General features: G+C 41.1%; 18 protein-coding genes. 7 read left to right on the top strand and 11 right to left on the bottom strand.

Translation table 11 applies throughout. The annotated features are described in order from the left end of the window. The first annotated feature begins 869 nt into the window (after positions 1-869). On the top strand, positions 870-1,151 hold the full coding sequence (locus D0S24_RS11270) for a twin-arginine translocase TatA/TatE family subunit (protein ID WP_072863443.1): 282 nt from the start codon (positions 870-872) through the stop codon (positions 1,149-1,151). A 1-nt stretch (position 1,152) separates the two neighbouring features. Further along, complete coding sequence (locus D0S24_RS11265) at positions 1,153-1,707, top strand: phosphatase PAP2 family protein (RefSeq protein ID WP_117019976.1); 555 nt, start codon at positions 1,153-1,155, stop codon at positions 1,705-1,707. Between the two features lie 133 nt (positions 1,708-1,840). On the opposite strand, the gene D0S24_RS11260 is transcribed toward D0S24_RS11265, so the two are convergent. After that, positions 1,841-2,482, bottom strand: a complete 642-nt coding sequence (locus D0S24_RS11260; protein ID WP_117019975.1) for an O-methyltransferase — start codon at positions 2,480-2,482, stop codon at positions 1,841-1,843. A 304-nt stretch (positions 2,483-2,786) separates the two neighbouring features. On the opposite strand from D0S24_RS11260, the gene kynU reads away from it, so the two are divergent. Together kynU and D0S24_RS11250 are read left to right on the top strand one after the other, a co-directional pair. Further along, positions 2,787-4,058: a kynureninase gene (gene kynU / locus D0S24_RS11255; protein WP_117019974.1), complete on the top strand. Its 1,272-nt coding sequence runs from the start codon at positions 2,787-2,789 to the stop codon at positions 4,056-4,058. A 90-nt stretch (positions 4,059-4,148) separates the two neighbouring features. Further along, positions 4,149-5,297: an MFS transporter gene (locus D0S24_RS11250; protein ID WP_117019973.1), complete on the top strand. Its 1,149-nt coding sequence runs from the start codon at positions 4,149-4,151 to the stop codon at positions 5,295-5,297. 26 nt (positions 5,298-5,323) lie between these two features. Here D0S24_RS11250 and D0S24_RS11245 read toward each other — a convergent pair whose 3' ends face one another. After that, entirely contained in the window at positions 5,324-6,010 is a 687-nt protein-coding gene (locus tag D0S24_RS11245; RefSeq protein WP_117019972.1) for a hypothetical protein, read from the bottom strand. Positions 6,011-6,399: 389 nt separating this feature from the next. Between D0S24_RS11245 and D0S24_RS11240 the strand changes: the two genes are divergently transcribed. Both D0S24_RS11240 and D0S24_RS11230 read left to right on the top strand, forming a co-directional pair. Then, positions 6,400-6,948: a ClpP family protease gene (locus D0S24_RS11240; RefSeq protein WP_117019971.1), complete on the top strand. Its 549-nt coding sequence runs from the start codon at positions 6,400-6,402 to the stop codon at positions 6,946-6,948. A 306-nt stretch (positions 6,949-7,254) separates the two neighbouring features. Further along, positions 7,255-8,619 (top strand): NAD(P)/FAD-dependent oxidoreductase, encoded by a 1,365-nt coding sequence (locus tag D0S24_RS11230; RefSeq protein WP_117019969.1) that lies wholly within the window; start codon positions 7,255-7,257, stop codon positions 8,617-8,619. A gap of 58 nt (positions 8,620-8,677) precedes the next feature. Here D0S24_RS11230 and D0S24_RS11225 read toward each other — a convergent pair whose 3' ends face one another. Next, the gene (locus D0S24_RS11225; protein ID WP_117019968.1) at positions 8,678-9,457 is read right to left on the bottom strand and encodes a zinc ribbon domain-containing protein; all 780 of its coding nucleotides are present in this window, start codon (positions 9,455-9,457) and stop codon (positions 8,678-8,680) included. Between the two features lie 2 nt (positions 9,458-9,459). After that, positions 9,460-10,554 (bottom strand): Nif3-like dinuclear metal center hexameric protein, encoded by a 1,095-nt coding sequence (locus D0S24_RS11220; RefSeq protein WP_117019967.1) that lies wholly within the window; start codon positions 10,552-10,554, stop codon positions 9,460-9,462. Between the two features lie 49 nt (positions 10,555-10,603). Between D0S24_RS11220 and lpxK the strand changes: the two genes are divergently transcribed. Further along, positions 10,604-11,605 (top strand): tetraacyldisaccharide 4'-kinase, encoded by a 1,002-nt coding sequence (lpxK, locus tag D0S24_RS11215; RefSeq protein WP_117020235.1) that lies wholly within the window; start codon positions 10,604-10,606, stop codon positions 11,603-11,605. Here lpxK and D0S24_RS11210 read toward each other — a convergent pair. The 7 genes from D0S24_RS11210 to D0S24_RS11180 form a co-directional block, all read right to left on the bottom strand. Continuing rightward, on the bottom strand, positions 11,602-13,800 hold the full coding sequence (locus tag D0S24_RS11210) for a response regulator (RefSeq protein ID WP_251795771.1): 2,199 nt from the start codon (positions 13,798-13,800) through the stop codon (positions 11,602-11,604). The two genes, lpxK and D0S24_RS11210, sit on opposite strands and share 4 nt — an antisense overlap. Positions 13,801-13,823: 23 nt before the next feature. After that, positions 13,824-14,834, bottom strand: coding sequence for a type I glyceraldehyde-3-phosphate dehydrogenase (gene gap / locus D0S24_RS11205; protein WP_117019965.1), 1,011 nt, complete (start codon positions 14,832-14,834; stop codon positions 13,824-13,826). Between the two features lie 69 nt (positions 14,835-14,903). Then, entirely contained in the window at positions 14,904-15,779 is an 876-nt protein-coding gene (lipA, locus tag D0S24_RS11200; RefSeq protein ID WP_117019964.1) for a lipoyl synthase, read from the bottom strand. 152 nt (positions 15,780-15,931) lie between these two features. Further along, positions 15,932-16,498: an RNA polymerase sigma factor gene (locus D0S24_RS11195; protein WP_117019963.1), complete on the bottom strand. Its 567-nt coding sequence runs from the start codon at positions 16,496-16,498 to the stop codon at positions 15,932-15,934. A gap of 36 nt (positions 16,499-16,534) precedes the next feature. Next, on the bottom strand, positions 16,535-16,738 hold the full coding sequence (locus D0S24_RS11190; protein ID WP_117020234.1) for a membrane or secreted protein: 204 nt from the start codon (positions 16,736-16,738) through the stop codon (positions 16,535-16,537). Positions 16,739-16,815: 77 nt separating this feature from the next. Then, positions 16,816-17,574 carry an anti-sigma factor domain-containing protein gene (locus tag D0S24_RS11185; protein ID WP_117019962.1) on the bottom strand — a complete coding sequence of 253 codons (759 nt, stop codon included), beginning with the start codon at positions 17,572-17,574 and terminating at the stop codon, positions 16,816-16,818. Positions 17,575-17,658: 84 nt separating this feature from the next. Then, entirely contained in the window at positions 17,659-18,228 is a 570-nt protein-coding gene (locus D0S24_RS11180; protein ID WP_117019961.1) for an RNA polymerase sigma factor, read from the bottom strand. Positions 18,229-18,406 lie beyond the last annotated feature (178 nt).

Genomic DNA, 18,406 nt, shown 5'->3' with positions numbered 1-18,406 from the left:
GTCACAAATGTTATCCAAAATAATGCTCCGATACCGGATTGCCTAACGGTCTATTTGGTATCGGGGTTTTGGTTTTTGCAGGTTTTTCTGTTGAAGTCCTAATCAAAAGGAAACGTGAGTTCGATATATATTTTATTAAAAATCAGATGTTTATATGACATCTGTCCGGTCGAGCGCCCGCCCGTACCGAACGGTCCGTTCGGGCGGGGATCAAGGCCTCACTGTAAATAGGTTACAGTCCAATAACCTCTCGACTCCGCCCGCCTGAACGGCAAGGGCAGGCTACCATTGACGTGTTTATTAAGAGCCTCAATATGAATGATATGAATTCGGTAACGTTAGTCACTTCGACAGAGTCCCTTTTCGGGACGACGAGAAGTCACAAATACTGGCCGGGAGCTGGAGGTGCGATTTAGCTCATGCAATATTATTTTAGGGGTATTTGTGAACCTTCGGTTTAGCTTCGCTGAACCTTCGGTTTCTCATATGCATTCGAAATGACGACCTTGAAATCTTCAATTTTTAACAGAAACCTATAAATATCTCTCTCTACCTATACCATATTTAATATGTAACCCAAAATAAACTTTTTGAAATTATGTCATTTTATCCGCTTGAAAAATGAAATTTCTTGGGTCTCGAGGGGACCGTAGCATTTATTTTAATTTACGCTAAATCAATGTGTTGATAATTTTTTTATTTCGAACTCACGATAAGGAAGTATCCTGTTATTCCGAAATTTAATGGTATTTGGCTTGTTTTGATGGGTTTAGCTACTGTTTTAGTTTTGTTCTATGGGGTATGCGAAGGCTATAAAAAGTTAACCATATTTTTTATGTCCCTGTCAAACTTCTCATTATATTTGTGTTATGTTAAGTACGATAATTCTATTCATTAGCGGGGGGGAAATCTTTTTTATCATGTTTATCGTGGTAATGGTTTTTGGCGCCGATAAAATTCCTGGCATAGCCAAGGGATTGGGAAAGGGCATGCGACAACTGAAGGATGCCACAGAGGATATTAAGAAGGAGATACAGAAAAGTGCCGAAAAACAGGGTATAGACACCAGCTTTACGGATGATATCAAGAACGAGATCAATAAAGTAAAGCAGAACGTTGATGAGGTAACCGGCGTAGTCAAAAGAAAGTAATATGCTGGACCAACTGTTACAGTGGGACCGTGATACCTTTATCTATTTGAACAGTTTGGGCATCGAAAATCATGATGTCTTTTGGTCTTACGTTACCAATTTCAGTACTTGGATCCCCTTATTTATTTTATTTATAGTGCTTATTTTTAAGGCATATCCTAAAAAGGAAGCCTTTTGGGTGTTGGGAACGGTGCTGATCACCTTGATCGTTGTGGGGATGACCACCTATTTGGTCAAGGAATGGGTGGCCCGTTTAAGACCAAACAATACGGAGGAAATCAATACCTTGATCCGGATCCTTAAAAGTCCGGACGGATATAGTTTTTTTTCTGGCCATTCTTCCAGTTCGTTTAGTATTACTACCAGTGTTTTTCTATTTCTTAAGAATAAATGGAAATGGTCCTGGCTCTTCTATATTTGGCCCTTATTATTTGCCTTAAGTCGCATTTATGTGGGCGTACATTATCCGTTGGACCTGATCGTAGGTGCTTTGGCGGGAATTTTCTTCGCGATTTTTTTCCACCGATTGTACCATAAAATGGAACGGACAAATTAGGGGAAAGGGTCTCCTCCCTAACCCTCCCTCAAGGGGAGGTGATGTTGTTCCTTAGGATTGTATTGGTGCAAAAAACAATTCCCCCTCCTTGGGAGGGGGTTAGGGGGAGGTCCAAATGGGCAAGGGGGAGGTATTACAACACCCTGCTCAGTGTTAGTCCGTCCCTAATGGGCAACAATACGGTTTCTACCCTGGGGTCGTTCCTCAATTTTTTATTGTATTCGAGCAATATTCTGGTAGCCCTGTCCTTGGGTTCCAAGGGCTCCACAACCTTCCCGGACCACAGAACATTGTCCGATAGGATTACACTGCCGGAGCGACATTTTTTTAAGGCAGTCTCAAAGTAGTGGTCGTAACTTGTTTTTTCTGCATCAATAAAAACAATATCAAAAACTTCTTCCAGCTGAGGTATTATTTCCAGGGCATCACCGGTATGCTGTACAATTTGTGGCCCATAACCACTTTCGTCAAAATACCGCCGTTGCATGGCATGGAGTTCTGCATTAATATCAATAGTGTGCAGTGTTCCCTTCTTTTGCAGGCCTTCGGCAAGGCAAAGGGCAGAGTAACCGGTATAGGTGCCTATTTCCAAAATATGTTTTGGGGAAATTATTTTGGATAAAAGGCTCAATACCCTACCTTGGAAATGCCCGGTAATCATCCTAGGTTGAAGTACCTTTAAATGGGTTTCCCGAGTAAGTCTTTGAAGTAGTTCGGGTTCCGATTGGGAGTGGTCGCTAATATATTGTTCCAGGATGGGAGATAAAAAGTGCATTGGTATTACTTTGTATATTTAAGCGTTCAAATATAATCATCATGCAACAATATACTGTTAGAAAGGTCACTTTGGCCGATTTAAATTTTCTGTTGTCCTTTGAAAAGGAAACTACGGTTAGGCTATATTTAGGATGCGTCTAACGTTTTTCAGCAGTTCCGGCTGAGGTCTAAAAAATGAAATCCGTTTTTTTGCCTATTGCCTATTGCCTATTGCCTATTGCCTATTGCCTATTGCCTATTGCCTATTGCCTATTGCCTAAAAGTTTGGTTCGTAAATTGTATTTTTGCATAAATTTTTTGATATGGAATTTAAAAATTCGTTAGCGTTCGCCCAGGAATTGGATAAAGTGGATCCTCTAAGGAAATATCGCGACGAATTCCATTTTCCCAAAACAAAGGGCAAGGATGTTATTTATTTTACAGGGAATTCCCTCGGATTACAGCCTAAACGTACCCAAAAGTTTGTGGACGCCATAATGAAGGATTGGAAGGATATGGCCGTAGAAGGCCATTTCCATGCTGAAAAACCTTGGTGGGATTATCATGAGCGGTTGGCAGCACCCTTGGCCAAAGTGGTAGGGGCCAAGACCCAAGAAGTTTCCGTAATGAATACCTTGACCGTAAACCTTCACATGCTCATGGTCTCCTTTTACAGGCCTACCCAAAGGAGATTTAAGATTATTTGTGAGGAAAAAGCGTTTCCTTCCGATCAATATATGTTGGCCAGTCAGGTTAAATTTCATGGTTTTGACCCCAATACCGCCATAGTGGAAGTCAGGAAAAGACCGGGAGAAAATTTTTGGCATACCCAGGATATTATCGATAAAATTAATGAGGTTGGGGAGGAACTGGCGGTAGTGCTCATAGGCGGAGTTAATTACTACAATGGGCAGGTCTTTAATATGGAGGCCATTACCAGGGCGGCCAAGGCACAGGGGGCATTCGTAGGATGGGATTTGGCACATGCAGTGGGCAATGTTGCCCTAAATCTACACGATTGGGGGGCTGATTTTGCCGCTTGGTGCAGTTATAAATATATGAACAGTGGTCCCGGCAACGCTTCTGGGATTTTTGTTCATGAGATACATCTAAATAACAACCATATTCCTAGGTTTGAAGGTTGGTGGGGCGCTAAAAAAGAGACCAGATTTTTAATGAAGCCAGAGTTTGAACCTATGGAAAATGCGGATGCATGGCAGGTGAGCAATCCTTCCGTGCTGTCCTTGGCACCTTACCTGGCTTCTTTGGAAATGTTCGAGGAAGTAGGCATGGAGGCTCTGATTTCCAAAAGAAATTTCATTGTGGCCTATTTGGAATTTATTCTTCAGGAGATAGATAAGGAGACCGAAGGATCCTTCCAAATTATTACCCCACCGGATAGGGGCTGCCAACTCTCCGTATTTTTGCACGGTCAGGGAAAGGACCTGTTCCACTTTCTAATGGAAAACGGAGTAATTACCGATTGGCGCGAACCCAATGTAATTCGTCTGGCTCCCGCGCCTTTTTATTGTTCCTTTGCCGATATGTACAATTTTGGCCAGATTCTTAAATCGGGAATTTTGGCCAAGGGTTAAGTTTAGTTGCACGAACCTCCTACGTTTTTCATTTTAATTGCTAAATTTCCGGTCTCAAACCTTAATGCACTATAACCGCCAGACCCCTTTATGAAGTCACTTCGTCTTATTCTTTCCAACCCTAGATATTTTGCGCCTTCATGGGTATTTGCCAGTATTAATATTTTGTTCGGTACCTGGGCTATTTATATTCCTGCTGTCAAGGAAAAATTGGGCATCAACAAGGCCGATTTGGGAATCGCCCTATTTTTCCTGTCTTTGGGCGTATTCATCGTCTTTCCCGTGGCTGCCAAAATCATTAACCGGCTAGGGGTGGGCAGGGCTACCTGGTATGGAATAATCTGTAGCAGCTTGGCGGCTTTGTTCCCCTTGTTGGCGCCCAATTATTATTCTTTAATGGGCGGACTTTTTTTATTGGGGGCCGGCAATGGCTTTACCGATATTGCCATGAATACCTTGGTCACAGAAATTGAAAAGGAAGACCGACAAAATTTTATGTCGGCCTCCCATGGTTTTTTTAGCTTGGGAGGCGTAATTGCCGGCCTGGGCAGTTTTTTGATATTTACGATCAATAATCCGGCTTTACATATGCTATATGCCGTTATTTTGGTACTTCTGATCAATTTTATTTTCCATAGGCATTATATTCATATTATAGCGTCCCCGGTTGAAAAAGAACCTTTTAGCCTTAAACTATTTAGACCGCTCTTGGTCCTGGGTATCATTTCCTTTGTGGTAATGGGAGGGGAGGGGGCCATCGTGGATTGGAGTGGATTGTTTCTCCAGGAAATAAGTATGGCCCCGGAATCATTGATAGGTACCGGGTTTTTGGCCTTTTCCGTAATGATGACCTTGGGGCGGTTCTTGGGAGATAGTATTAGTGCGGCCATAGGACCTGTTAAAATAGTGGCCTTGGGGGCCTCTATTGCCATTGTAGGTTTTGTTTTTGTCCTTACTACCTATATCTATATGGCCATTCTTGGATTTGCGCTGATAGGACTTGGCTTTTCCGTAATTGTTCCGGAGCTTTTTAGGATCGGGGGAACCGTAAAGGGGGTGGATTCTTCCCAAGGGGTATCCTTTATAGCCGGTACGGGCTATTCCGGCTTCTTGATCGGTCCGGTAGTGCTGGGATTTGTAGCCGAGAGCTATTCCCTGAAGTACACCTTTATAATTCTTTTGCTATGCACCATAATAGTACTTATGGCCATTTTAAGGATGCATAGAAAAAAAGGGTAATAGTGGGCTTGGACAGTCTCTAAATTTTACGGGGTTTTTGAAGTGACTTTAATGTTGGTAAAATACAGCTTAAAACTCCCGTCCCCATTCTGGTGCATCTCCGCAATTTTTAAGCCGTTGATATCCACATAATTTTCCCAGGTCGTGATAAGGGAAGGCTCTGGCTGATTGGACCTTCTAAATACCCATTCCTTTATCATATAGTCGTTCCCAAAATAAAAATCATAGGCATCGCCGGGAGTATAGCCCCCTTCGTTTCCATAAACAATGGTCAGTTTTTGCATGGGGTTATTGCTGATGGGGGCGGGCACGTCACTTTTATGGTCGTAGGTAATATTGTTTTTGTCCCAGACCAGATTAAATGGGGCCATCAACCAATATTTATCGTTAATAAAACCACCGTTCAGTTTTGTGGCCGTACTGTCCATTGTATTACGGTTGTACGTAATGGTATCCCCTTTGTTGATGGAGGTTATGTTATTGGTAATGGTGTTCCACACCCAACTGCGCTCAGAATGACTGTCTGCGCGATCCACATTGAAAGTAAAGGCAATTTCCTTAACATTTCGGAATTTTTCAAAGCCATGTGCATTGGCCACCTTGTCCAATATGGAAAGTTCCGCCTTTGGAGCGGCCACTTCTGTTTTTTTATCCGTTTTACAGCCGGTAAGGAGAAGCGTAAAGCAAATAACGGCCAGTACTGATTTTTTCATGTTCGGTTTTTATCAAAGATAAAAGGTTTTTGGCAAAATCCTTATACTTACAACAGTTTAAAGTTCGAGGTTCAACTTAGAATGGAGTACATAGTATTGAGTATTGAGGTTTGGATAGTTTTCAGTTGGCAGGGAAAAAGTTCAAAGTTGAAAGTTCAAGGTTCAAAGTCTAACGTCTAGCATCTAGCATCCAGTATCACATTTCTAAATATCTCAATTCTAAAATCTAGTATCCAAAGTCTAATGTCTAGAATCTAATATCCAGCATCCATTGCTCATTGCTCATTGTTAATTGTTCATTGTTTGAAGCCATCCGTACGGGCCAATAATTTAGCTGCCATAATTCGCAATAAATTCATTATTTTTGAAACTTAATAAGAAATTAAAAAATGAGTTCAAAAAAAGGAAAGATACAAGAGGCCATAGACGAAAAATTGTTGGGCGAAAGAAAAGTATTTCTATGGGGAATGGTAGATGATAATACCGCTAAGCATGTAATCGATCGTTTGTTGTATTTGGATATGCAAAACAACAAAGAAATTCAATTGTACATTAATAGTCCTGGAGGTTATGTTACTTCCGGTTTTGCCATATACGATACCATTAAGGCATTAAAGAGTCCGGTATCTACCATATGCTCCGGTTTGGCAGCTTCAATGGGGTCCATTTTGTTATCGGTAGGGGAAAAGGGAAGACGTTTTATTCAGCCCCATGCCCAGGTAATGATACATCAGCCTAGCGGCGGCGCAAGGGGGCAGGCATCTAACATAGAGATTCAGGCCAAAGAAATTATTAAGACCCGTGAACTAAGTGCCAAAATATTGGCGGAAAACTGTGGTCAGGATTTTGAAAAGGTCATGAAGGATTTTGATAGGGATTATTGGATGAACGCAGAGGAGTCCCTTACCTATGGTATTGTAGACGGAATTCTGAAATAATTCCATACTAGCTTGTTTAAAATTGTGAATAATTGGCATATTAAAGAAAGGGAAAAGTCCTTCACAATCTTAATGTGAAGGACTTTTTTATATATGGACGCCTAAGCGGTATGTGTTATATATACGAGATAAATGTATTGTTTGGATGTTCTGGAAAGAATTTTTTAAAAAAAAAGGTGTTTTTGCCAAAGCTTAGGTCCGGTGCCTGGATAAGGGCATTGCCGATATGCGGTGTTGTAATTGTCCCCTTATTATACAAGTTACTTTATTTTATTACATTTATTACTTTTCCCTATTTAAATCAGTATGATACAAACTCCTAAAAAAATTGCTATTATCGGTTCAGGATTGGTAGGATCCCTATTGGCAATTTACCTTCGGAAGTTAGGTCACGGGATAACGGTATACGATCGCCGGCCCGATATCCGAAATGTCGAGTTTTCCGGAAGATCCATCAATTTGGCAATGAGCAATAGGGGCTGGACAGCTCTGAGGGAGGTAGGTGTTGAGGATGAAGTAAAGAAAATTGCCATTCCTTTGGACAAACGTGCCATTCATGTTGCCGGAAAACCGGAGTATTACCAAAAATATGGGAAGGAAGGGGAGGCCATATGGTCTATTTCCCGTGGAATATTGAATCGTAGGATGATAGATCTGGCCGAAGATGCAGGGGTAGTTTTTCGTTTTAACGAAAAGGTGTGGGATGTAGACCTTCCCGAAGGAAAAATATATACCGGCGCAACGGAGAAAGGGAATTGGAAGGAATATCGGTACGATATTGTATTTGGCTGTGACGGTGCTTTTTCCCGGGTGAGGCACAAAATGCAACGTAGAAGTAGGTTTGATTATGTTCAGGAGTTTATAGATGTAGCCTACAAGGAACTTACCATACCGGCCAATGGGGATGGGACCCATAAATTGGACAAACATTCCTTTCACATTTGGCCAAGGGGGAAGTTTATGTTTATTGCCATGCCCAATATAGATGGTAGTTTTACCTGTACCCTCTTCCTGCCCTTTGAAGGGGAGGTTTCCTTTGAGGCGATACAGAGTAAAGAAGAGGCAAAAAGCTTCTTTAACACCTATTTCCCGGATGTTGCCCCAGTTATTGAAGACCTGACTACGGATTTTTTCAACAACCCTACCAGCGCTTTGGTGACCATTAAGTGCTACCCATGGACGCATAGTGATAAAGTGGCTTTGGTAGGTGATTCCGCCCATGCCATTGTACCATTTTATGGCCAGGGAATGAATGCCGGTTTTGAGGATATCTATGCCCTTAATAAGATTATTGCCAAATATGGGGACAATTGGGAGCAAATTTTTAGTACCTACCAAGAAGAACGTAAGCCCAATGCCGATGCCATAGCAGAGCTTAGTTATAGGAACTTTGTGGAGATGAGCAGTATGACGGCCGACCCCAAATTTATCCTACAGAAAAAGATAGAAAAACGTTTTGCCAAAAAATATCCCGACAAATGGATCCCTGCCTACTCGCGGGTTACGTTTTCCAATAAGCCCTATGTGGAAGCTTTGGCCAATGGGGATGCCCAGGAAGAGATAATGAAGCAAATAATGCGGATGCCCAATATTGAAGGGATTTGGGATAGTGAAGAGGTAGACCAAAGGATCCTAAGTCTGCTGGGGGGGAGAAAAAATGACGAAGTATAGAAAAACAAAAGCCATCTTAACTTAAAAAGATGGCTTTTGTTTTTATGGGTAGGTTTTTCTATAATTTAGAAAAAAGCTTTTGCATTTTCTCTTGTTCCTCTTCGGCCAAGATAGGGTCTACCAAAATTCTTCCACTGTGTTCGTCGCTAATTATTTTTTTGCGGGAAGCAATCTCGACCTGAACCTGTGGCGGAATGGTAAAGAAAGATCCACCTGAAGCGCCTCTTTCAATAGGAACAACTGCTAAACCGTTTTTTACATTGTTTCGGATTCTATTGTAGGCCTTTACCAAACGGTCTTCAATTTGGGATTGGTATTCTTCCGATTTTTTCAAAAGCGCCTTTTCTTCCTTTTCCGTTTCGGCCAGAATAGCGTTCAATTCACTTTTCTTGTGCTTAAGGTGCAGTTCCCTTTCTGTCAATCGTTCTTTGGTAGAAGCAATAACCTCCTTTTTCTGTTCTATTTGGGCTTTGAATTCTTTGATGTTCTTATCGGCCAATTGAATTTCAAGTTCCTGAAATTCCACCTCTTTGGTCAAAGAATTGAACTCCCTGCTATTACGGACGTTCTTTTGTTGTTCCGCATATTTTTTGATCAAGACCTTGGCCTCGTCAATAAGATTTTTCTTGGCGCCTATTTCGTAGTTAATGGTTTCAACATCGGTTTTAAGCTTGTCCATTCTAGTTTTAAGGCCCAGAACCTCGTCTTCCAAATCTTCTACTTCTAGAGGAAGTTCCCCTCTAACATTTCTTATCTCATCAACTCTAGAATCAATTAATTGCAGATCGTATAGTGCTCTTAACTTTTCTTCTACTGTTGTTTCTGTCTTTGTTGCCATATTTAAAAATACTTGATGGGATTTGTTTTGCTCTCCGATAAAGAGACTGCAAAATTAGGAATTTTTTTCGTAAGATAATCAACTAAGAGATTTTTTGTAAACTGCTCTGTTTCATAGTGCCCAATATCTGCCAAAAGTATTCTGCCTTCCGCTTCATAGAATTGATGGTATTTTAAATCCGATGTTACATAAACATCAGCATTTACGGCAATTGCGGCCGATATTGCAAACGAGCCGCTTCCTCCCAAAAGTGCCACTTTTTTTATTTTTTTTCCAAGAAAATCGGAGTGTCTTATACAGGAAACGTTCATTTTTTTCTTCAAAAACTCAAAAAAATCCTCTTCGCCCATAGGTTTTTCCAGATTTCCTACCATGCCCATACCAATATTTTGATTTTTATTTTCCAAAGTTTGTAGCTCGTAGGCAATCTCCTCATAGGGATGGTTGCTAAAAAGGGCTTTTAAAATTTTTTGTTCATCCGCCCTGGCATAGGTAATGCTTATCTGGGATTCGGCCTCATAATGTGTTTCCCCAATTTTTCCCAAATAGGGATTGGCCTCCTCATTGGCCTGATAACTTCCAGTGCCATCTACCGTAAAACTGCAATGGCTATAATTGCCTATATTCCCTGCCCCGGCATGGAACAGGGCGGTTTTAAGGGTCTTGGCGTTCTCTTTGGGCACATAGGTCGTCAACTTTTTAATGGTGCCTTTCTGTGGGATTAGGATACTTGTATTTTCCAGCCCCAAGACCTCACAGATTTTGGCGTTGACCCCTTTATTGCTATTGTCCAGGGCGGTATGCATACTGTATATTGCTATATCGTGCTTTATGGCCTTTATGACCACCCTTTGTACATAATTGGAACCGGTTACTTTCTTTAATCCGCCAAAAATAATAGGGTGGAAACTAACTATTAGGTTGCATTTTTTGGCTATGGCTTCCTCTACTACATTTTCCAAAGTGTCCAGCGTTACCAGGATACCGCTTACCGTATTATCTTCATTCCCCACCAAAAGTCCAACATTGTCAAAATCCTCGGCATAATCAAGTGGTGCCAAATCCTCCAGGGTATCTATAACTTGTTTTATGATCATTTTTAAAAATTATGGTCTTCCAAAGATAAAATATTATATTTTCGTTCTAATGCAGCTACTAAGAAAATTAGGTTTTCCCATTTCCCTGATATACGCCATGGTGGTATACCTGCGCAACTATCTATATGATTTAGGGCTATTGCCTTCCAAGTCCTTTAGGACCAAGACCATTTGTGTGGGGAATCTAAGTGTGGGGGGTACCGGGAAAACGCCTATGATAGAGTTTTTTTTATCCAAGGTAAATGAACAAAATAAAATAGCGGTCCTAAGTAGGGGGTACGGTCGAAAATCGAAAGGGTATTTGTTGGCCAGGCCCGGTATAGGTGTAGAGGATCTGGGGGACGAACCCTTCCAGATCTATAAAAAATTCCCCGATGCCCTTATCGCGGTAGATGCGGACAGGCAGCATGGCATTTCCACATTGGTGGAAACCTTCCGCCCGAGTATTATTTTGTTGGATGATGCCTTTCAGCATAGAAAAGTAAGATGTGACCAATATGTGCTATTGACCGCCCATTCCAAATTATATGTGGATGATTGGTATTTACCTAGCGGGAATTTAAGGGATAGCAAGCGCGAAGCAAAGCGTGCCAATGTAATTGTAGTTACCAAGTGTCCTCCCCAATTAAGCGTGGAAGAACAACAAATAATCCGGAGAAAATTGAATCCCGGCCCAAATCAGCAAGTGGTCTTTAGTTTTTTGGAGTATGAAACATGGCTAAAGGGTAGCATGGGGAAGATGGATTTGGCCGAACTAAAAAATAAAAAAGTGACCTTGGTGACCGGGATAGCCGATCCGAAACAGTTGGTGGGCTTCCTAAGCGCCCAAGGAATCGTGTTTGAACATTTGGCCTATCCGGACCACCATTTTTTTACGCAGAAGGAAATTGATTTGTTCAATAATAGGGAGATAGTGCTTACTACCGAAAAAGATTATGTAAGGTTGGAGGGCAAGGGGGAGAACTTTTATTATATAGGGGTAAGGCATCAGTTTATGAACAGGGGAGAAGAGGTGCTGTTAAATTTGTTGGGTGATAGCCCTATTCCTTAGGCCTCAATTTTTTTTTTCACATTAAAGATGTTCTCGCCTATTTTTTGATAGAATATCTCCGGTTTAAAAGGTTTGGTAACTACGTCGTTACACCCGGCGGCATAAAAACTTTCCAAACTGTCATCCAAGGAAATTGCCGTAAGGGCTATGATCGGTACCAGCCTATTGAACTTTCTTATTTCTATAGTAGCCTCTTCACCGCTTATTCCCGGCATATGGATATCCATTAGGATACAGTCGTAATCCGTTTTTCTGACCATGGCCACGGCTTCAAGTCCGTTGTTGGCAATATCACAGGTTATTTCCTTTTTGTTCAACATTTTCTTTGTAATTACCTGGTTGATTTTGTTGTCCTCCACAATCAATATATGGAGTCCTGCAAAATCGTATTCCACTTCGGTAATTTCAAAGGGGATATCATCAATAAGATCGTCCTTGCTCTTTAGGTCCAACTCAAAGAAAAAGGAACTCCCTACGCCTATTTCGCTCTTAAGTCCAATTTTACTGCCAAATAGGCCCAACAGGCTTTTTACAATGGTCAGCCCCAGACCGGTACCTCCATATTCCCTATTAATTTGGATGGAGCCCTGTTCAAAGCTGTCAAAAATGGTAAGCTGTCTTTCTTTATCAATACCGATACCATTGTCCTTTACTTCAAAATAAATGGTTAGGTTCTCCTCCACTTTTTTTGCCAACTTGACTATGACCGTAACCTGTCCTCCCCTGGTGAATTTTATTCCGTTGCCGATAAGGTTTATAAAAATTTGCGAAAGCTTAAGGGGATCGCCCAATAGGTGGGACGGAATTTCCTCATCAAATTCCAGTACAATTTTTGTCTTGTTGGCCTTTGCGCTTTGATGTAGGGAATTAATGACCTCGGAAAGTATCTTTTTAAGATTGAAATCAATTTGCAGGGCTTCCAGTTTATCGGCGTCTATTTTGTTGATCTGAAGAATGTCATTGATAAAATTTAATAGGTAGTCCCCTGAAAACTTCAAGGATTTTAGGTGTTCCTTCTGATTTTCACTCGGGTTCTCCTCCAGCAATAAATGGGTTAGACCGGTAACCGCATAAAGTGGTGTTCGCAATTCGTGGCTTACCGTGGATAGGAAATTGGTTTTGGCCTCCATAGCCATTACCGCAGCGTCCCTTGCCGCCTGTAATTCATTGTTTTTGGTGTGCAGTAGATCGTTTGTTTTTAACTTGATCTGGTTGTTACGGTAAAGTGAAATGGCCAATATGGAGATTACTATTAAAAAGGCGGCCGTCAATATAGCCGTTATTTCCGTTCTATTTTTGGATTGGTTAAGTTCTTCTATCTTGGCTTCCTGCCGACCAATTTCATCCTTCATAAATTTGGTTTGGATATTCTCTGCCGTTTTGGTTTCCGCTAAACTTTTTTCGAGGGTAAATATAGAGTCCTTGATGTTTACTATACTTCTGTTATAGGATAGGGCAGCTTCAAATAGGCCAAGTTTTTCGTTGGTCTCCGAAAGTAGTTTATTGGCCTCCATAACTTCTAAATAAAAGTTGTTCGTTTTGGCCAATTTTAGGGCACTCTGTGCACTTTTAATGCTCTCTTCGTAATTTTCGGTGTCATTGTAGATCTCCGCCAATTTTATATGGGCTTTGGAGGCCAGATAGTCCTTTTCGTAGATGTCCGTATTTACGGCCAGGGCATTGAAATTTTTTATGGCACTTTCGTATTTTTCCAGGTTTTGGAAAATAGTTCCCTCCACAAAAAGAATGTTGTTCAGTAGATTTCTGTCATTATTGATCTGTTTTGCCTCGTTCAGTATGGAGATGGCCAAGAAATTCTTGCCGTCCCTATAGGCAATAATGGCATCTATATATCTGTGGGTAGCTTCTCCATAAGGATAGGAAATATCCTTTAAAAGGGCTTTGGATCTGTCTGCATAATATTCCGCGCTATCATCCTTTTGCAGGCGTAAATATAATATGGCAAATTTGTGATAGGTATCAATTAGGGCCTTTTGGTCATTGTTCTTAAAGGCAATCTCCATTGCAATGTTCAAGTCCACTAGGGCGGGTTCTATTTTATTCCTATTGCCCAATTCCCTCGCACTTTCAAAATAATATGCTATATCCTTATCAGCAGCTTTGTTTTCCTGTGTATATGAAAGACTAAAGTAAAAAAATAAAAGGACCGTTGGGAGCCACAGTCTTTTGTTCAAATTTATATGTAAGAATATAGGTTTCAAACGTATCGTTTACTTATAATATAGTTAATCAAATCCACAATTCTACTGCTGTATCCGGTTTCGTTGTCATACCATCCGATAATTTTGACCATTTTGCCGATTACGGATGTCATCAGAGAATCAAACGTACAAGAGTAATAAGTATTGTTTATATCAATAGAAACTATAGGGTCTTTTGTGTAATATAGAATGTTTTTGAGTTCTTTTTGCGATATTTCTAAAAAAGCATCGTTAATTTCCTCTATGGTAGTTTGTCTTTTTACGTTAAAAGTGATGTCGGTCAAGGAGCCATTGGGTACTGGGACCCGTATGCCACAGCCTCCGATAACCTCCGATAGTTCGGGAAATATTCTGGTCAAGGCCTTGGCCGCTCCGGTGGTGGTCGGGACAATGGATTGGGAGGCCGCCCTTGCCCTCCTTAGGTCCTTATGCGGCTGGTCGTGTAGACTTTGATCCGAGGTGTAGGAATGGATGGTGGTTATATAGGCCTGCTCTATCCCGCAAAGATCCTGAATTACCTTGATCATGGGTGCGGCATTGTTCGTGGTACAGGAAGCATTGGAAATGATGTCATCTGTTGGGACAAGGGTCTCGTGGTTTATTCCATATACCACCATAGGAATGTCCTCTTCGTTGGGGGGTACACATAGAATAACTTTTTTTGCCCCATTTTTAAGGTGATGCTCCAAGATGGCCCTGTCCTTGAACTTCCCGGTGGCCTCAACAACAATATCGACCTTATGATCGGACCATGGGATGTTTACGGGGGAACTGTAATTTAATAGGGCGATCTTTTTATTGTCGACCATTATATGATCTCCGCTGTGGGATATTTCTTTTTGAAATACCCCATGGATACTATCGTATTTTAATAAATGGGACAATGTGGCTGCATCCGCCAAATCGTTTATGGCCACCACTTTTAAATGGGTTTGCTCGCTAAGAAGTCTAAATAGGGTACGGCCTATTCTACCAAAGCCGTTTATACCAATATGGATTTGTTTCATAAATAGGGTAAAGCCAATTTATCCGCCCAATTACGGATCTATATCCTAATTTTGGGGCGTAAGGGATGCTTACTTAATATGTTTGTGCGCCTTGTACGAGGAACGGACCAAAGCGCCGCTCTCTACATGTCTAAAGCCCAGTTGAAGGCCTATTTCCTCATATTTCTTAAATTGGTCCGGCAAAATAAACTCCTTTACAGGTAAATGCTTTTTGGAAGGCTGCAGATACTGGCCAATGGTGACCACATCTACATTGGCCGTCCTAAGATCTTCCATGGTCCTGATTACTTCTTCTTCCCTTTCTCCAAGTCCCAACATTATTCCCGACTTGGTGCGGTTGGCGCCATTCTCTTTTAAATAGGAAAGGACACCAAGACTTCTTTCGTATTTTGCCTGTATGCGAACCTCCCTTGTTAATCGTTTTACGGTTTCCATATTATGGGAAACTACTTCAGGCCCAACGGTTAGGATTCGATCCAAATGGGTAGTGATGCCTTGAAAATCGGGGATCAATGTCTCCAGCGTTGTTGTGGGGTTCATTCTTCGAATGGCCTTCACTGTTTCGGCCCATATTATGGAACCCATATCCTTTAGGTCGTCACGATCTACCGAAGTAATTACGGCATGCTTAATTTCCATTATTTTAATGGATCTGGCCACTTTTTCAGGCTCTTCCCAATCTACATCTTCCGGCCTCCCCGTTTTTACACCGCAAAAGCCACAGGAACGGGTGCAAATATTGCCTAAAATCATGAAGGTGGCCGTACCTTCCCCCCAACATTCGCCCATATTGGGGCAACTGCCCGAGGTGCATATGGTATGAAGGTTGTATTTATCCACCAATCCCCTTAACTGGGTGTATTTTTTGCCCGTCGGAAGTTTGACCCGTAACCATTTGGGTTTGCCTTTTGGCGGGATGACACTGTCTATAGTTTCGATACTCATACTATGATTTTGTACAAATATACGAAATGGGAGATTGTTAAAATACCAAATGACGGCAAAGAATTGGTATGCAATGATCTATCTGGAACGCCCTTCAAAATAATGTTAGTTTATAAGGCGTAGTGCATGGAGGACCGGCCGAAGTATATGCCCTAATTATTGTTTTTAATAATTTCCGCAAGTAATCTTTTTGCCCTTAGTAGTTTTACTTTAACGTTATTTACCGGTTCACCCAATTTTTCGGCGATTTCGGTATAGGGAAGCTCCTGGAAATACCTTAGATTTATTACTTCCTGGTAATGTGGTTTAAGTCTTTTTATGTAGCCCAATAAAGCGGCTAAATTTTGTTCCGTAATTAAACTGTCCTCAGGGGAAGGGGCATCGTCCAAGACCTTTTTAATGGCTTCGCTGCTATTTTCAGCGTTGCCTTGCAGGACGTTTCTTTTGCTTTTACGGATGAGGTCTATGTGCAAATTTTTTGAAATGGCTATCAACCATGTCTTAAATTCATACTCCTTGTTAAAGGTGTGTATTTTGTCAAAAGCCTTCGAAAAAGTCTGGATGGTAATGTCTTCGGCATCGTTCTCATTTCGGGTTCTGATCAATTGAAATCCGTAGACGTCGTTCCAAAAGCTATCCAATAACGCACTGAAGGCGATCTGATTGCCTAATTTGGCCTTTTCAATAAGGTTGGGAAGTGGTTCTTCGGTTTTGTCCAAGATGAGCGTTTGTAAAGGGTGATAATAGGCAGGTTTCTATTGGGTAAGGGAATCCTTCCTACAGTCCTGTTCTGTGGGAAGTTTTCCGCAGTAGCCGCATGCTTCCCCGTCCTTATTTAAAAACGGACTCTGGCTAGCACATGTCCCCGCAAATTTACCGTCCTTTTTAGACCAGATCTTTATTGCTATACCCACAAAGGCAAGTGCCAATAGACCTATTGTTAAAAATAATAATTTCATATCCTGCATTATTTAGTGCAAAGATATGAAATTTATATCCTTCCCAATAAGGATTGGGATTACTTTAAGTCTTCGGTTTAATAGGCGATATTGGCCACTATATTCTCTACGGTAGGCTTGGAATTACCTCCTGTTGGTTCTATGGTAATATATCCAATGGCATTTTCGCCATAGGGCAGGGCCATTAGTTTTTCACTATTGCTGGCCTCTTCTATTATACCTAGGTTTAGCATTTGCCCGTTGACCTCCGCCCACATTTGGTAGCATTGGTTTTCCGGTAGGTTGGGTAATTTGCTTACGTTGATATAGGAAAGCTTTTTTACTGGATTAACATAGGCCACAGCCTTAAGTTCCTTGGCCTTATTATTGCCCTTGACCATAAGTCGCTTCGTTTTTGGATTGTTAAGGACAATAAACTGGTTCCTAACATCCTCCAACTGCAAACGCATATTGTTTTCCAAGTTTTGGATCTTATTGTTGACAATAACATTTTCCTCTTGCAAGTTTTGGTTCTGGTTCCAAAAGAAATACGATGCTCCTGCAAAGAGCAGGGCGGCAAAACTGGCTGCAATGGCATACCTAAAGAATTTTGTTCTTCCGGAATTTTCCTTTTTGATCCTAGTTTGAATTCTTTCCTTGAGGCCTTCCGGAGTTTTAATGGCATGTAACTTGGCAAATATTTCCAGGTTTTCCTGAAGCTCAATATAGGTATTCCTAACTTCGGGATACATGGCAATATATCTCTCTACCTGTAGGTTTTCCTCTTTGGAGGTTGTGCCCACAAGATAGTTTTCCAAGAGGTCCGTTTCCAAAAATATTTTAATCTTTTCTTTCATGGCTTTATTGTTTGTAGCACAATTTGGGAAGGCTATGCCGCAACCTAAATTTCATAGTTGGGTCCAAGTCTTAATCGAGGTGCTCTAATTCATAAATAAATTTAAAAAACACGCAAGGACCATTGTTGGACCGTATATCTTCTTTAATTCCCTAAGTCCGATCTTTAATCTGGATTTAATGGTGCCTAACGGTATGTCCAATTCTTCGCTTGCCTCCTGCTGGGTCATTCCTTGAAAAAATAGGGCGTCCAATACAATTTGATATTTGGAATCTATTTTGTCCAAATTATCCTGAACGTCCATCAGGTCAGGGATTATACCTTCGGTTCCTAGCTTATATACGTCCGAAACGTCCATTTGGATTTCCTTGTCGGATTTGTTGTTTACACTTCTTAATTTGTCTATGGCCGTATTACGTGTGATCCTAAAAAGCCAAGTGAACAATTTAGCTTTTGATGGGTCGTAAGAATCCGATTTCTTCCAAATTTTAATGAAACTTTCCTGTACAACATCCTGGGCCAATTCCTCATCGCGCACTACTTTGTAGGCAACCCCGTACAAGGTATCCCCGTAGTGTTCATAAAGGAGGGAAATGGCCTTGTCATTTCGCTCTTGAAGAAGCTCAACAATATGATTTTCCAGTAATATGCTCATACAATTAGTGTGTTCTCAAAAAAAAGTGGTTCGGCAATCATCCAAGACCTTCTTTTTACTCGTATATAAACAAACGCTAAATTATAAAATTGATTGTTATGCTTAGCGTTTTAATTGGATAAATGGACAGCTGGTAACTGTGCATTTAATTTTTGGTTAGTTTGGTTTGGTATAGCCC

This window comes from Arenibacter sp. P308M17 (genome assembly GCF_003426735.1).
Taxonomy (GTDB): Bacteria; Bacteroidota; Bacteroidia; order Flavobacteriales; family Flavobacteriaceae; genus Arenibacter.
The sequence above is the reverse complement of the archived record's forward strand: the minus strand, read 5'-3'. Positions and strand labels throughout refer to the sequence as shown.

What these genes read in the sequence shown, in the direction of transcription:
- kynU (WP_117019974.1), top strand. Translation starts at nt 2,787, where the DNA reads ATGGAATTTAAAAATTCGTTAGCGTTCGCCCAGGAATTGGATAAAGTG.
- D0S24_RS11190 (WP_117020234.1), bottom strand. Translation starts at nt 16,738, where the DNA reads ATGAAATTATTATTTTTAACAATAGGTCTATTGGCACTTGCCTTTGTG.
- D0S24_RS11270 (WP_072863443.1), top strand. Translation starts at nt 870, where the DNA reads ATGTTAAGTACGATAATTCTATTCATTAGCGGGGGGGAAATCTTTTTT.
- D0S24_RS11260 (WP_117019975.1), bottom strand. Translation starts at nt 2,482, where the DNA reads ATGCACTTTTTATCTCCCATCCTGGAACAATATATTAGCGACCACTCC.
- gap (WP_117019965.1), bottom strand. Translation starts at nt 14,834, where the DNA reads ATGAAACAAATCCATATTGGTATAAACGGCTTTGGTAGAATAGGCCGT.
- D0S24_RS11225 (WP_117019968.1), bottom strand. Translation starts at nt 9,457, where the DNA reads ATGGCAACAAAGACAGAAACAACAGTAGAAGAAAAGTTAAGAGCACTA.
- D0S24_RS11245 (WP_117019972.1), bottom strand. Translation starts at nt 6,010, where the DNA reads ATGAAAAAATCAGTACTGGCCGTTATTTGCTTTACGCTTCTCCTTACC.
- lipA (WP_117019964.1), bottom strand. Translation starts at nt 15,779, where the DNA reads ATGAGTATCGAAACTATAGACAGTGTCATCCCGCCAAAAGGCAAACCC.
- D0S24_RS11250 (WP_117019973.1), top strand. Translation starts at nt 4,149, where the DNA reads ATGAAGTCACTTCGTCTTATTCTTTCCAACCCTAGATATTTTGCGCCT.
- D0S24_RS11220 (WP_117019967.1), bottom strand. Translation starts at nt 10,554, where the DNA reads ATGATCATAAAACAAGTTATAGATACCCTGGAGGATTTGGCACCACTT.
- D0S24_RS11180 (WP_117019961.1), bottom strand. Translation starts at nt 18,228, where the DNA reads ATGAGCATATTACTGGAAAATCATATTGTTGAGCTTCTTCAAGAGCGA.
- D0S24_RS11230 (WP_117019969.1), top strand. Translation starts at nt 7,255, where the DNA reads ATGATACAAACTCCTAAAAAAATTGCTATTATCGGTTCAGGATTGGTA.
- D0S24_RS11185 (WP_117019962.1), bottom strand. Translation starts at nt 17,574, where the DNA reads ATGAAAGAAAAGATTAAAATATTTTTGGAAACGGACCTCTTGGAAAAC.
- D0S24_RS11240 (WP_117019971.1), top strand. Translation starts at nt 6,400, where the DNA reads ATGAGTTCAAAAAAAGGAAAGATACAAGAGGCCATAGACGAAAAATTG.
- lpxK (WP_117020235.1), top strand. Translation starts at nt 10,604, where the DNA reads ATGCAGCTACTAAGAAAATTAGGTTTTCCCATTTCCCTGATATACGCC.
- D0S24_RS11265 (WP_117019976.1), top strand. Translation starts at nt 1,153, where the DNA reads ATGCTGGACCAACTGTTACAGTGGGACCGTGATACCTTTATCTATTTG.